We start from the raw sequence: 13547 nt of genomic DNA on the forward strand, positions 1-13547 counted from the left end.
AGTGGGTAAATCCCTCGAACCGGCGGAACCCATTTACTCGCTGGGCAGGAGTGTTCAGTAATGGCAACGCTGCTTGTTGCGTACGCCTTTCTTTTGCTCGTCGTGGCCGTTGTTCTCGGGACGCTGTCGGCGTACGCGTGGGGGCGGCGCGACTACACCGGCGGGACCGCACTCGCGGTCCTGCTTGCCGGGCTCTCGGTCTGGGACCTCTGTGTCGCGGCCGGTGTCTTGACGCGCGGGACCGACGTGGCTCTTCTCTTCGCATATGGCCTGTACGTCGGCGTAATGCCCGCGATAGCCGGACTGTTCGTGTTCTCTCTGGCATACACCAACCGCGACCGGTATCTCAATCGGTGGACTTACGCGCTCCTGAGCATCGAGCCAGTCGTGTTCTTTACTGCGCTGCTCGCCGGCTCTGACGGGCTGGTATACACTGTATCCGGCCCGACGGACACCGGCATGTACGGCTGGACGATCACAGCCGGGCCTGTTTTCTGGGGACATCTCGTGTACTCCTACGCACTCATCGCCGCGTCGAGTGCGCTCATCATCCACTACGGGCTCGGCTCCGGTGAACTGTACCGAAAGCAGGTGTACGCCGTTCTGCTGGCTATCGGCCTCCCGTGGTTCGGGAGCGTTCTCAGCATCTTCGGCGACACCAGCATCGAACTCACACCGTTGTTGCTGGCAGGAACCGGAATCACGCTCTCGTGGGCGTTCTTCAGGGGGCGACTGCTGGACATCTCGCCGGTCGCCCACCGTGAGGTCGTCGAGTCGCTCAACAGCGCTGTGTTCGTCGTCGACACGAACGACAGGATACTCGAAGCCAACGACGCTGGCCGCCGCCTCCTCGGAGACGAAGCTCTCGTCGGCCAGCCCGTCGCGGCTGCGCTCGAAACGTCGCCTGAGCTTCTCGAAAAGTACCGCAGTCTGAACGACGACGCCGAAGAAACAGCAGCCGTCGTCGAGCAACGCGACCGATTTTTCGACATCCGGCTCACACCGCTGCACGACGCCCGCGACGCGCTGGTCGGGCGTGTCTTTCTCGTCCACGAAATCACCGAACAAAAGCAGCGGGAGCGAGAACTGGAACGCCGGAACCAGCAGCTCGACCAGTTCGCCGCCGTCCTCTCACACGACCTGCGGAACCCGCTGAACGTGGCTTCGGGCCGACTGGCGCTGGCCCGGGAACGCAACGACCCCGAGGAGTTCGACCGTGTGGAGAAAGCCCACGAACGGATGAGTAGCCTCATCGACGAGGTGCTCGCCTTCGCCCGCGACGAGCAGACGACCGACCGGGTCGAGCTACGGCTTTCGGCGCTGGCGAAGGCGGCCTGGGGTCACGTCGACACCGGCGAGGCGACGCTGCAGATCGACGGCGACAGAGAGATTATCGGCGACCGTGACCAGCTCCTGCAACTGTTCGAGAACGTGGTTCGGAACAGTGTGGAGCACGGAGCCGCAGGCGGGCGGTCGGACGACGCCGCGGACAGGGCAGTGACGATACGCGTCGACGCCACCCCCGAAGGGTTCGCAATCGGCGACAACGGGCCCGGCGTCCCACCCGAGAAACGAGCGGAGATATTCACACACGGCGTCAGCAGTTCCGAGTCGGGGACCGGCCTCGGACTGGCAATCGTCCAGCACGTCGTCGAGTCCCACGGGTGGGATGTCGAGATGACGGAAAGCCGGTCAGGCGGCGCGAAACTCGTCGTCTCGGGACTCGGAGCGGAATCAACGCAACGGTCCGAGTCGGTGTCATAGCCAGTCGACAGCCTAAGGCCCGCCCGGTCGTGAACTTCGGTATGGCTGATGAGGACCACATCGAAGCGCTGCTCGCCCGGCTGTCTCGCGCACAGAAACTCGCGCTCGTTCGCGGCGCAACCGACCCAGAGGGCACAGCGACGGGGTACCTCCCGGGCGTCGAAGAGGCCGGGATTCCGCCGTTTCGTCTCGTCGACGGGCCGCTCGGCATCCGTGCAGAGGGCCATCGCGCGACCGCCTTTCCCGCGTCGATTGCGACGGCAGCGACGTTTGACACCGATCTGGCCCGGCGACAGGGCGCGGCGATGGGACGCGAAGCGACGGCACTCGGACAGGACGCGCTGCTCGCGCCCGGTGTGAACGTCATCCGGGTCCCGCAGTGTGGCCGCAATTTCGAATATCTCTCCGAAGACCCCGTCCACGCCGGCGCTGTCGGAGCCGGCCTTATCGACGGCATTCAGTCCGCTGACGTCGTCGCCACGGTGAAACACTTCGTCGCTAACAACCAGGAGACCCACCGAACGACCGTCAGCGCGGAAGTGGACGAGCGGACGCTCCGGGAGCTGTACCTCCCGCCGTTCCGTTCGGCCGTTGACGCCGGCGTCGGCTCGGTGATGACGGCGTACAACCGAGTGAACGGCACGCACATGAGCGACCACGAGCGCCTCGTCGGTGACGTGCTCAAAGGTGCGTGGGGGTTCGACGGCTACGTCGTCTCGGACTGGTACGGGCTGGAGAGCACCGTCGGCGCGGCCAACGCAGGTCTTGACGTGGAGATGCCCGGCGTGGCGGAAGTCCCCGACGACGGAACCGGGAGCTACGAGTGGCCCGACGGCATCCCGGACGCGACACGCGCGGGCCTGTTCGGTGACCCGCTGGCAGCGGCCATCGACAGCGGCGAGGTTCCAGCCGACCGACTGGTGGACATGGCGCGGCGGGTGCTCGGGCAGATGGACCGGTTCGGGCGACTGGACGGCGGCCGGACTGCTGCCGACGACGGTGAAAACGACGATGAGGTGGGTGAAATCGACAGTCAGCGCCACCGTGATATTGCGGCGGACGTGGCGGCCCGCGGGACGGTCCTGCTCGACAACGACGGCGTCCTGCCGCTGGCCGATGGGGCGGACGTGGCTGTTATCGGGCCGAATGTCGATGAGCCGAAACTTGGCGGTGGTGGCTCCTCCGAGACGTCGCCGGTCCACTCGGTCACACCAGTCGAAGGAATCGAATCTCGCGCCGAGGGCGCTGTCACGACCGCGTTTGGCATCCGACAGATCGAGTCCGTCTCGCTGTTCGACCTTCTACCGTTCGTCGGTGACGACGATGCTGACGGTACGGCTGAGGACGACACCCGACGGGAGCCGTCGCTTGACGACGCTGTCGATGCAGCCGCGGCAGCCGATGTCGCCGTCGTGTTCGTCCGTGATGCAACGACGGAGGCCCGGGACCGCGAGTCGCTCGAACTGCCGGGCCGACAGGACGCACTTGTCTCGGCTGTCGCCGCCGCCAACGAGAACACCGTCGTCGTCGTCAGGTCTGGCGGCCCAGTGGAACTCCCGTGGCGGGAGGACGTGGCCGCGGTCATCGAACAGTGGTACCCCGGACAGGCGGACGGCGACGCGGCGGCGGCAGTCCTCTACGGCGACTGCGACCCCAGCGGCCGGCTCCCGGTGACGTTCGCCCCGGAAAGCCAGTACCCGACTGCAGGGCCCGAGCGCCGCTACCCCGGCGTTGACGATCAAGTCCACTACGATGAGGGCGTCTTTATCGGCTACCGACACTTCGACGACGAAGACGCGAACCTGACCTACCCCTTCGGGCACGGCCACTCGTATGCGACATTCGCATACGGCGATGCCGAAATCACAGACGAGCAGACCGTCGCAGTCACAGTCGAGAACGTCGCCGACAGGCAGGGCCGGGAGGTCGTTCAGGCCTACGTCCGACCGCCGTCCGTCGAGGACGCTGACCGCCCCGTGCGTGAACTCGCCGGATTCGAAGCTGTGCAGTTGGACGCCGGTGAACGACAGACGGTGACACTGACGCTGGATGACCTCGCGTTCTCGCGGTACGTCCCCGACTCCGGGTGGACGGTCGACAGCGGAACGTACACCGTTGAAATCGGGCGGTCGTCGCGGGACGTTCGGACGACTGTGGCGGTCGACCGGTAGCGTGTCCGGTCGTTACCTCGGCTGAAACGCGGCGTTTTCCGCAGAAGCCCGTCTGAACCGGGGGGTCCGTGGCCGGGGATTTCAAGCCCCCCGAATACATATAGCCGGTCATGAGTCAGACGCTCGAAACCATGGAGCCGAATCCGGTGTGGGTCGAAGACGCCTACTCCGACACTGTCGACGTTCTCACGCGCTACGCCGACGAGTTCGAGTACAAGATCTGGGGCGGCGACTGGTGCAAGGACTGCCGGGCACAGCTCCCCGACTTCGGGGCGGCGTTGAAAGCCGCCGGTGTCCCCGACGCAGTGGTCCACCACTACCCCGTTGAGAAGGAGGAGGACGGCTCGAAAACGGGACCGGAGGTCGAGGCATACGATATCGAACTCATCCCGACAGTCGTCGTCGAACACAATGGCGAGGAGGTTGCCCGATTCGTCGAGGAGGAGCCGGTCCCTATCGCGGTGTACCTCGCCGACAAAATCGAAGCCGAGATGGCCTGATTCTCACGCCGCGTCGTCAGTTCCCGCGCCCCAGTCTAACGCCGTCTTGAGGTCGTGTTTCGGTGGCGAACAGGCGAAGTTCCGGCAGGCGTACACCGTCGGCCGCTCATCGACCTGCTCGCGGCCGGCCCAGATTGGCGGCGAATCGTCCAGTCCCAGCGTTCCGAGCCACTGCTCGAAACGACTCTCGTCGGCCGGTCGGTGGGCCAGTAGACGGCGCGGAATGTACCGGTCGGAAAGTGTCTCCGTCCACTCGTCGGGGTACTCCGACCGGTCGCCGACGAAGGTGAGTTCCAGCGCGCCCTGCTCGTAGGTGTCCGTCGCCAGCGTGAGCGAGGCGTGCTGGAGCGGGTTCGAGGAGACGCGATCGGCGTGGGTCCGGATGACCCGCTCGGCCACGTCCTCGAAGCGGTCGTCGTCGCTGAAATGCGACAGCGACAGCAGGAGGTCGACGGCGACGCCGGTGCTGGACGGCGTCGACTGGTCGGTCAGTTCCTGGGGCCGTGCGACCAGCGATTCGCCGCCGGTCGGCGTGAAAAACAGCGTCTCCTGTTTGTCGTCCCAGAACGCCTCTGTGATGGCCTGTCCGAGGTCCATAGCGAACGCGAGGTGCTCGATGTCGCCGGTCGCCTCGAACAGCGTCAGCGCGCCGCGACCGAGGAACGCGTAGTCCTCCAGGTAGCCGTCGATGGCCACGTCGCCGTCCTTGTACCGGCGGTTGAGTCGCCCCGCGTCGGCGTCCCACAGGTGCTCCCGGACGAACGAGAGGGCGTCGGCAGCCACGTCGGCGTAGGCGTCGTCCAGCACGAGAGCGCCCTCGGCGAGCGCCCGAATCATCAGGCCGTTCCAGCCGGCCAGCACCTTCTCGTCGCGGGCCGGTCGCGGTCGGCTCTTTCTGGCCTCGAAGGTCTGGTTCAGGGCCCGCTGGAGGCTCGCCGTGATTTCGTCCTCGCTTCGTTCGTACTCCTCGGCGAGCGCCGGGACGGGCTTTCGAACCGCAAGGACCGTCCCGCCTTCGAAGTTCCCCCGCTCCGTGACGCCGAAGTAGTCACAGAAGATGTCCGCGTCGGTCTCGTCGTCGACGGCCTCGCGGACCTGCTCGGGCGTCCAGACGTAGAACAGCCCCTCTTCCGTCTCGCCCTCGGGGTCATCGACGGGCGCGCTCTCGGCGTCCAGCGTGCTGAAAAAGCCGCCGTCTGGATGCTGGAGTTCGCGCTGGACGAACTCGAAGGTCTCCCGGACGACCGCGGCGTAGCGTTCGGAGCCGATGGCCTGGTAGCCCGCGAGGAAGGCACGGGGAATCTCGGCGTTGTCGTACAGCATCTTCTCGAAGTGCGGGACCGCCCACTGCTGGTCGGTCGCGTAACGGTGGAAGCCGCCGCCGACGTGGTCGTACAGTCCCCGGTCGGCCATCACGTCGAGCGTCTCCTCGACGACGGTCAGGTAGTCTTCCTGTCCACCATCAGCGTGTGCCCGAAGCAGCGCGTGCAGTCGCCCGTTCTGGGGGAACTTCGGCCCGCCGGAACCCCAGCCGCCGTCCTGTCGGTCCGCTCCGCGGTGGGCGATGGTCGCCGCGGTCTGGATAATGTCCTCAGCGGGGTCTTCGGGAGCGGCGGGCGTCGCTTCGAGGTCGCTCTCGATTGCCTCAGTCCACTGCTGGGCACGGTTTTCCATCTCCTCGCGCTGTTCGGGGTCCGACCACGAGTCTGAAAGGCGCTGGAGCAGGTCGCCAAAGCCCGGCTGGCCGCGCTTCTCCTCCGGCGGGAAGTAGGTCCCGACGTAGAACGGCTCGCCCTCCGGCGTGAGCCAGGCCGACAGCGGCCAGCCGCCGCCACCGGTCACCTGCTGACAGATACTCATATACACGGAGTCGAGATCCGGGCGCTCCTCGCGGTCGACCTTTATCGGGACGAAGTGCTCGTTGAGCTGCTCGGCGATTTCCTCGTCCTCGAAGCTCTCCTCCTCCATGACGTGGCACCAGTGACACGCCGCGTAGCCAATGGAGAGGAAGATTGGCACGTCCCGTTCCTTTGCGGCTTCTAGAGCCGTCTCGTCCCAGGGCTGCCAGTTGACGGGGTTGTCCGCGTGCTGGCGGAGATACGGGCTCTCCGCCTCGTCGAGTCGATTGCGAGATACCGGGTCCGTGGCGTCGCTCATACCTGTGGCTGGGAGCGCCGCGGTGAAAAGGAACGCGACGCCGGCAGCGAGGACTTACTCGCCGGCCAGCCGGATTCCACGGGCGATGACGTACATAAGGACGACACCGGCTCCGACGGCGAGGATGAACTCACCGAGCAGGGCCAGTACTGCACCCGGTACGGACCCCTCCGAACCGAAGAACACGATGGCGTAGGGGAGGAGGCTTCCGGCGACGAAGACGCCAATGAGCTTCGCGAGCGGAACGGCCTCCGAGAGTATCTGGGCCGTGTCCAGCTCTCCTGTTGCGGGGTCGATAAATGGGCGGGGCGGGGACATGTACCCGTGTGTCAGACGGTCGGGTAAAGTAGCTCCCGGTCTCCATCCAGCGACCTGTACGCGAGCGCACTCGAAACAGAAACGACCGCCACAGTCAGCGAAAACCGGCGAAAAGACAATACTTACGTGAGAGCCAATCCGGCCTTCGGGTATGTCAGAGACAGTGCTGCTCGTGGGTGGCGGTGGCCGGGAACACGCGATTGCGCGCTCGCTCGCGGACTCGCCTGGGGAGCTGTACGCCTGTGCTAGCAACCGGAACCCGGGTATCGTCGCTCTCGCCGACGGCTTCGAGGCACTCGACACGACCAATCCGAAGGCCGTGACGACCTACGCCCGGGAGGTCGACGCCACGCTGGCGGTTATCGGACCCGAGGCAGCCCTCGCCGCTGGAGTCGCCGACGCGCTGGACGACGCCGGCATCTACACCTTCGGGCCACAGGAGCAGGAGGCTCGTATCGAGACAGACAAGGCGTTCCAGCGCCGGTTCATGCGGGAACACGACATCCCCGGCTGTCCGGACTTCGAGACGTTCGAGGACATGGACGCCGCCTGCGAGTACATCGACGAGTACGACGGTGACCTCGCGGTCAAGCCCGCCGGCCTCACCGGCGGCAAGGGGGTCCGCGTCATCGGCGACCAGTGCACCGCCGAGGAGGCCAAGGAGTACCTCCGGAACGCCGACTACGACCGCGTCGTCCTCGAAGAGCGACTCGTCGGCGAGGAGTTCACCGTCCAGGCGTTCGTCGCCAACGGGCAACTGCGCGTCACGCCCGCCGTCCAGGACCACAAGCGCGCCTACGAGGGCGACGAAGGGCCGAACACCGGCGGGATGGGGAGCTACTCCGACGCCAGCCTCCATCTGCCGTTCATGGACGAGGACGACTACATGGACGCCGTCGATGTGCTCCGTGCGACCGTCGACGCCCTCGACGGCTACAAGGGCGTCCTCTACGGGCAGTTCATGCTCACCGAAACGGGACCACGCGTGGTGGAGTTCAACGCCCGCTTCGGCGACCCCGAGGCGATGAACACCCTACCAGTCCTCAACACGGATTTCCTTGACGTGCTGACCGCCGCCCGCGACGACGACCCGCTCCCGCAACTGTCCTTCCGCCCGCTGGCGACTGTCTGTAAGTACGCCGTTCCGGACGGCTACCCGACCGACCCTGACGCCGGGGCGAAGGTGACTATCGACGACGATGTCATCGCGAGCGTCGTCGAGGAGCACGCCGACCAGTCCGGTGACGCGAGCGACACCGCTCCCGAGGCGCTGTTGTTCTACGCGAGCGTCGACGACCGCGAGGACGGTATCTACACCACCACCTCCCGTTCCTACGCCGTCGTCGGCCTCGCGGAGACCATCGCGGATGCGGAAGCCATCGCCGAGGAATCGCTGGAGCGCGCCGGCACCGAAGGCCTTCGGGTCCGCCACGATATCGGCAAAGACGACCTCGTTCAGCAGCGCATCGACCATATGGACGACATCCGCGGCGGTGCGGACTGAGCGCGTGGTTGCAGCGTCAGCGGTCACGTGGTGGCGGCCCGCCGGACGGTGAGTTGCGGTGGCACTGACAACCGTCGATATCCGGTCCGCGCTGAACGTCCTCGGGGCTATCATGCAGTGGCTAGCCGTTCCGCTGGCGATTCCGGTGGTCGTGGCCCTGCTCTACGCCGAGTCGCCGTGGCCGTATCTGGTCACGATAGCAGTCACTCTCGGCGTCGGCAAAGCGCTGGCCCGGTTCCAGCGCGAACACATTCGCGACCGTGAGGCGTTTCTCACGGTGTCCCTGGCGTGGTTGACTATCGCTGTCGTCGGTGCGATGCCGCTGTACATCGAGGGCACAGGGGTGTTTGCCAGCCCGGTCAACGCCCTGTTCGAGGGGATGAGCGGCATCACGACCACCGGCGCGACGGTCATCAGGGACTTCGACGCTCACTCGCAGGCGCTGCTCATGTGGCGGCAGGTCCTTCAGTGGCTCGGCGGGCTGGGCGTCCTGTTGCTTGCGACGGCCGTGCTGTCGCGGCTCTCGGTCGCGGGCGCACAGCTCATGGAGACCGAAGCGCGGACCGAGAACGTCACGAAGCTCACTCCCGGTATCGAGCAGACGGCGCGCATCCTCGGACTGCTGTACCTGGGACTGACCGCAGGGGCAGCGCTAATTCTCGCTGCGCTCGGTGCTAGCGGTCTCGCGCCCGGGATGACGCTTTTTGACGCAGTCGCACACGCGTTCACCGCCATCGCAACCGCCGGATTCTCTCCGCGAGCCGAGAGCATCGGCGCGTTCTCGCCGGCCGTCCAGTGGGCGGTCACGCTGTTTATGATCGTCGGCGCGACGAACTTCGTCTTGCTGTATGCGCTGCTCCGTGGCGACACCCACAGACTGCGCAATAGCGAGGAGTTCCGCTTTTATCTCGGAATCCTTGCTGTCGGCTCAATGCTTGTTGGTGGCTTGCTGGTACTTGACCAGGGCGTCACTGGCGGTGTCGGGGACACTGTCCGACACGCTGTCTTCCAGGTCGCCGCTATCGTCACAACGACCGGGTTCGCCTCGACGGATTTCAATACTTGGTCTGCCGGGGCTAAGAACGTCCTCTTCGTCATGATGTTCATCGGCGGGATGGCCGGCAGCACCACCTGCTCTATCAAAACGCTCCGCTGGCTCGTCGTCACCAAGTCCTTCTGGCGGGACCTGAACGTCGCGGCCCATCCACGGAGCATCCGCCCAGTACGGCTCAGTAACGAGGCTATCAGTGAAGACACTGTCCGCGACGTGTACGCCTACACGTTAGTGGCAATGGTGTTTTTCGTCATCGGAACTGTTCTCCTCGTCGTCGATGGGGAGCGCTCTGGGGCGCCGATAACCGAGTTCGAGGCCCTCAGTGCCGCCGCGTCGATGTTTTTCAACATCGGCCCCGCGTTCGGACAGGCCGGCCCGTACGGGACCTACGAGGGCTTCGCCCGGTCGAGCAAGGTATTGATGATACTGCTGATGTGGGTCGGCCGAATCGAAATTGTCCCCGTGCTGGTGATGCTGACGCCGACGTTCTGGACGCGGTGACCGCCGGCGAGCCGACGGGTTTGATTATCGCGGCCCCGTACACGACGGACGTGAGTGGTCCACGACACGACCGGCTGCGCCAGCACCCGACGCCCGGCCCGTACAACTCCTTATTCCCGTGGCCGGACGGTAAACACCCGCTCCGGGTGATGGTCAACTACGTCGTCATCCTCGTCTGTCGCATCTCGCCGAGCCTTCGGCTCAAGAACTGGCTGCTGTCCCGGCTGGGCGTCACCGTCGGCGACGGCGTCGCGTGGGGCCTGGAATCGACGCCCGACGTGTTCTGGCCCGAACTCATCACTGTCGAGGACCACGCCATCATCGGCTACGACGCGACGCTGCTGTGTCACGAGTTCCTGCAGGACGAGTACCGAACCGGCGAGGTCGTCGTCGGTGAGCGGGCGATGGTCGGTGCGGGCGCGGTTGTCCTTCCCGGCGTCGAAATCGGTCCGGGCGCACAGGTCGCGGCGAACTCGCTCGTGGCTGACGACGTGCCGCCGGAAACGACCGTCGCCGGTGTTCCGGCCGAGCCGCTGGGCTCGGACGACACAGCGACCGAAGAACCGTAACACAGCGCTTAGCTCCGGATACGGACGATACCCGTATTGAACACCCGCTTGTTCGGGATTATGTACTCCTCACCGTCGCTTTCGATACGCGTGACGAGAATGTCCACCTCCTGAACGATGCCGCTCTGGTCGCCGATGACGATCTCGTCCCCGATGCTGTATGGCTCTGTCAACAGGAGGTAGAGACCGGCCGCACCGGCCTGCAGGATGTCTTTCAGCGCCAGCCCGCAGACGAACACGAGCCCGAACGCGTACGCCCCGAGGAGAATGAGCAGGGCGAGGGTCTCGACGCCCAGTTGACCGAGCGCGATGAGCACTGCCAGATAGAAGATGCTGTACTTGACGACTTCTGGCAACACCGTCGCCTCGGGCATCTTGACGCTGCGCAGTCGCTCGGAGACGATGAGCTTGGCTTTATCGCCCGCAATGAGACCGATGATGACGGCAAAGAGGGCGATAAACAGATCGGGCAGGAACGACGTGAAACGGGCCCAGTACAGTTCCGGGTCGGTCAGTTGTGCGATGTTGAGGACGGCAGTGACCGTCGTGATGTAGATGAACAGCGCCGCCAGATTCGAGACGATGCCGACCGTCGATGTCCCGAGCCCTCTCGCCGTCCGCTCGAATGGGGTTCCCTCTACTGCCTCTGGGACGCCGAGTTCGCGCATAAACCGCCGGGAGGAGCGCCAGACGAGATAGCCGAGGACGATACCGACAGCCAGTACCACGAGCGAAAGGATGAACGTTCCCTGCGGTGAGAACACCTGCCGGATGATCGTCGCCCAGTCGAAGCCGAGCTGCATCCTCAGTACTCCTCGGGGTCGATTTCGAGGACTAGCTCCCCGCCTTTGAACGCCCGTACGAGCCCGTCGCTCTCAGAGAGAACGATAGCCGTCGCGGTGGTGTCACGGGTGATCGCGCCCGCCGCCATGTGCCGCGCACCGAGTCCTTTGGGGATGTCGACCCCCTCCGCGGAGGGTTCGAGATACCGATACGCGGAGACGATTTTGCCGGCGTCTGAAATGACGAACGCCCCGTCGAGCCGCGAGAACTCCTTGAGCATCACGTTGACGATGGGGTCGCCGACGTGGACGTGGGACTTCTCGAAAGGGTTGTACGACAGCGGCCGGGACTTGTTCATCACCTTACCGGCGTCGCCAACGACGAACAGTGCACCGACCGGCTTGCCTTTCTGCCCCTTCTTTCCGAGTTCGATAGCGACCTCGAAGACGTCGCGGACGACGCTTGCGTCTGCCCGCGAGTTGACGAACATGTCGTACACACCAGAGGGCGAGAAGTCGTTCGTCTGAACCCGGACGAGCGTGTTCTCGGCACCGTCCAGCACTTCGGTCACGCAGAGGACCTCGTCGCCCTCGTCGACGATGCCCTGCTCCAGTGCGCCTTCGATACCGAAGCGGAGGCGGCCTTCGAGGTCGGTGAAATCGATGGGTAGCTCGACGAACGGCTCCGCATCGAGGGTGTTCTCCGGGCCGACAACGACGATTTCTTCATCGACGTCTGCGAACTCCTCGAAGAACGACGCGTTCGGGGAAAACAGGAACACGGCGTCGACGTCTGCGACCAGGTCTCCGAGCAGGTCGCGCAACTCGTTCATTATCAGAACGATGCTGTCTGTCGAAAAAAAGGTTGCGGGCAGTCAGCCGCGCGTCCGACGGCAGGCCCGCCGTCAGATGTCCGTCGAGGGCACTGCCAGTAGACGGTCGAACGCACCGCTTTCTCCGTGGCAGTGGCAGTACGTGCCGACAGTGTTGTACTCTGTGAGACCGTCGTGTTCGCCGTCGATACCGTCGCCTCGAACCATTTCGAAGGCGAACGACGCGTCACTGTCGAGGGTCGCAGCTGAGTAGTGGAACTCGTGGCCGCGGCGGTGTGTCCCGGACCCAGCCACGACAGAGTCTGACTGCGCCGCTAGCTCTACGTGGTCGAGCGCCTGATACCGGTCTTGCATCTCGATGTCCGCGGGGAGGACTCCGGCCATCTCGTGGGTGTCGCCGCCGGTCGTCGTCAGCGACTCCGACAGCGCCATCAGGCCGCCGCACTCGCCGTAGATGGGGACACCGTCGGCGGCACGACTGGCTAGCTCGTCGAGTGTGCCGCTGGCTTCGAGCGATTCACCGTAGAGCTCCGGATAGCCGCCGGGCAGATATATCGCGTCGGCGTCGGGGACTGGGTCGCCGGCGACCGGCGAGAACGGCTCGACGGTCGCCTCGGCACGGAGCCGTTCGAGTACCGAGGGGTAGGTGAAACAGAACGCGCTGTCCCGTGCGACGGCGACCCGACGGTCGGCCAGTGAGCCGTCAGTAGTCGTCCTCGCCGTCTCGACTGCCGGCGGTGTCCGGGCCACGTCGACAAGCTGTTCGACATCGATAGTCTCCGCCGCTGTCGAGAGCGCGTCGCGGTCTAAGCCGGCCTCTGCGCCCATGTGCAGTCCGAGATGCCGGTCGGGAATCTCCAGGTCCGACATCGGCGGAATCCGGCCGAAGTAGGTGAGGTCCTCGGGGAGCGCGTCCCTGATACCGTCGGCATGCCGGCCGCCGTGGGCGCGCTGTGCGAGGATGCCGACCACGTCGATGTCAGCGCCGATGCGGTCGGCGTACCGTGCGAACCCCAGCGCCGTTGCGGCGACGCTCTCCATCCCGGCTTTTGCATCCACGACCAGAACGACCGGGAGGTCAAGCCCTTCGGCAACGGCTGCCGTCGACGTCTTCGTCCCATCGTAGAGCCCCATCACGCCCTCTACGATGCAGATATCCCCTGTGCCGCGCCAGTAGGTGCGACACATACCAGCCTCGCCAGCGAGCCAGGGGTCGAGCGTCCGCGAGGGCGTGTCCACGAGCGCCTCGTGGTGGCTCGGGTCGATGAAATCCGGGCCAGCCTTGGCCGGCTGGGGCTGATACCCGGCGTCTTCGAGCGCTGTCAGAGTCGCCAGCGTGGCAACGGTTTTGCCGACGCCGGAGCTTGTGCCGGCGAGGACGACCCCGTCCATCC

The 13547-nt window shown here is 65.4% G+C and carries 11 protein-coding genes; 6 read left to right on the forward strand and 5 right to left on the reverse strand.

Features of this window, described 5'->3' with window-relative positions; translation table 11 throughout:
- Positions 1-60 precede the first annotated feature (60 nt).
- The 3 genes from DVK01_RS15085 to DVK01_RS15095 all read left to right on the forward strand — a co-directional run bounded on the left by DVK01_RS15085 (position 61) and on the right by DVK01_RS15095 (position 4435).
- Complete coding sequence (locus tag DVK01_RS15085) at positions 61-1764, forward strand: histidine kinase N-terminal 7TM domain-containing protein (RefSeq protein ID WP_121537412.1); 1704 nt, start codon at positions 61-63, stop codon at positions 1762-1764.
- Between the two features lie 41 nt (positions 1765-1805).
- Entirely contained in the window at positions 1806-3935 is a 2130-nt protein-coding gene (locus tag DVK01_RS15090) for a glycoside hydrolase family 3 protein (RefSeq protein ID WP_101351446.1), read from the forward strand.
- 110 nt (positions 3936-4045) lie between these two features.
- On the forward strand, positions 4046-4435 hold the full coding sequence (locus DVK01_RS15095) for a thioredoxin family protein (RefSeq protein WP_101350216.1): 390 nt from the start codon (positions 4046-4048) through the stop codon (positions 4433-4435).
- 3 nt (positions 4436-4438) lie between these two features.
- Here DVK01_RS15095 and DVK01_RS15100 read toward each other — a convergent pair whose 3' ends face one another.
- Together DVK01_RS15100 and DVK01_RS15105 are read right to left on the reverse strand one after the other, a co-directional pair.
- Complete coding sequence (locus DVK01_RS15100; RefSeq protein WP_121537414.1) at positions 4439-6592, reverse strand: thioredoxin domain-containing protein; 2154 nt, start codon at positions 6590-6592, stop codon at positions 4439-4441.
- Positions 6593-6646: 54 nt separating this feature from the next.
- A complete protein-coding gene (locus DVK01_RS15105) occupies positions 6647-6910 on the reverse strand; it encodes a hypothetical protein (protein WP_121537416.1) in 264 nt (87 codons plus the stop codon).
- A 151-nt stretch (positions 6911-7061) separates the two neighbouring features.
- On the opposite strand from DVK01_RS15105, the gene purD reads away from it, so the two are divergent.
- The 3 genes from purD to DVK01_RS15120 are packed head-to-tail and all read left to right on the forward strand — an operon-like array spanning position 7062 to position 10538.
- Positions 7062-8414, forward strand: coding sequence for a phosphoribosylamine--glycine ligase (gene purD / locus DVK01_RS15110; RefSeq protein ID WP_101350213.1), 1353 nt, complete (start codon positions 7062-7064; stop codon positions 8412-8414).
- Positions 8415-8472: 58 nt separating this feature from the next.
- The gene (locus DVK01_RS15115; protein ID WP_101350212.1) at positions 8473-9969 is read left to right on the forward strand and encodes a TrkH family potassium uptake protein; all 1497 of its coding nucleotides are present in this window, start codon (positions 8473-8475) and stop codon (positions 9967-9969) included.
- 20 nt (positions 9970-9989) lie between these two features.
- On the forward strand, positions 9990-10538 hold the full coding sequence (locus DVK01_RS15120) for a DapH/DapD/GlmU-related protein (RefSeq protein ID WP_198560242.1): 549 nt from the start codon (positions 9990-9992) through the stop codon (positions 10536-10538).
- An 8-nt stretch (positions 10539-10546) separates the two neighbouring features.
- Here DVK01_RS15120 and DVK01_RS15125 read toward each other — a convergent pair whose 3' ends face one another.
- The 3 genes from DVK01_RS15125 to DVK01_RS15135 all read right to left on the reverse strand — a co-directional run bounded on the left by DVK01_RS15125 (position 10547) and on the right by DVK01_RS15135 (position 13545).
- A complete protein-coding gene (locus tag DVK01_RS15125) occupies positions 10547-11341 on the reverse strand; it encodes a mechanosensitive ion channel domain-containing protein (protein ID WP_101350210.1) in 795 nt (264 codons plus the stop codon).
- A gap of 2 nt (positions 11342-11343) precedes the next feature.
- Complete coding sequence (gene dacZ, locus DVK01_RS15130) at positions 11344-12153, reverse strand: diadenylate cyclase DacZ (protein ID WP_053969176.1); 810 nt, start codon at positions 12151-12153, stop codon at positions 11344-11346.
- Between the two features lie 72 nt (positions 12154-12225).
- Positions 12226-13545, reverse strand: a complete 1320-nt coding sequence (locus DVK01_RS15135) for a cobyrinic acid a,c-diamide synthase (protein WP_121537418.1) — start codon at positions 13543-13545, stop codon at positions 12226-12228.
- Between the last annotated feature and the right edge of the window lie 2 nt (positions 13546-13547).

It is taken from the genome of Haloarcula sp. Atlit-120R (genome assembly GCF_003665885.1).
Taxonomy (GTDB): Archaea; Halobacteriota; Halobacteria; order Halobacteriales; family Haloarculaceae; genus Haloarcula; species Haloarcula taiwanensis.

What these genes read in the sequence shown, in the direction of transcription:
- DVK01_RS15085 (WP_121537412.1), top strand. Translation starts at nt 61, where the DNA reads ATGGCAACGCTGCTTGTTGCGTACGCCTTTCTTTTGCTCGTCGTGGCC.
- DVK01_RS15090 (WP_101351446.1), top strand. Translation starts at nt 1,806, where the DNA reads ATGGCTGATGAGGACCACATCGAAGCGCTGCTCGCCCGGCTGTCTCGC.
- DVK01_RS15095 (WP_101350216.1), top strand. Translation starts at nt 4,046, where the DNA reads ATGAGTCAGACGCTCGAAACCATGGAGCCGAATCCGGTGTGGGTCGAA.
- DVK01_RS15100 (WP_121537414.1), bottom strand. Translation starts at nt 6,592, where the DNA reads ATGAGCGACGCCACGGACCCGGTATCTCGCAATCGACTCGACGAGGCG.
- DVK01_RS15105 (WP_121537416.1), bottom strand. Translation starts at nt 6,910, where the DNA reads ATGTCCCCGCCCCGCCCATTTATCGACCCCGCAACAGGAGAGCTGGAC.
- purD (WP_101350213.1), top strand. Translation starts at nt 7,062, where the DNA reads ATGTCAGAGACAGTGCTGCTCGTGGGTGGCGGTGGCCGGGAACACGCG.
- DVK01_RS15125 (WP_101350210.1), bottom strand. Translation starts at nt 11,341, where the DNA reads ATGCAGCTCGGCTTCGACTGGGCGACGATCATCCGGCAGGTGTTCTCA.
- dacZ (WP_053969176.1), bottom strand. Translation starts at nt 12,153, where the DNA reads ATGAACGAGTTGCGCGACCTGCTCGGAGACCTGGTCGCAGACGTCGAC.
- DVK01_RS15135 (WP_121537418.1), bottom strand. Translation starts at nt 13,545, where the DNA reads ATGGACGGGGTCGTCCTCGCCGGCACAAGCTCCGGCGTCGGCAAAACC.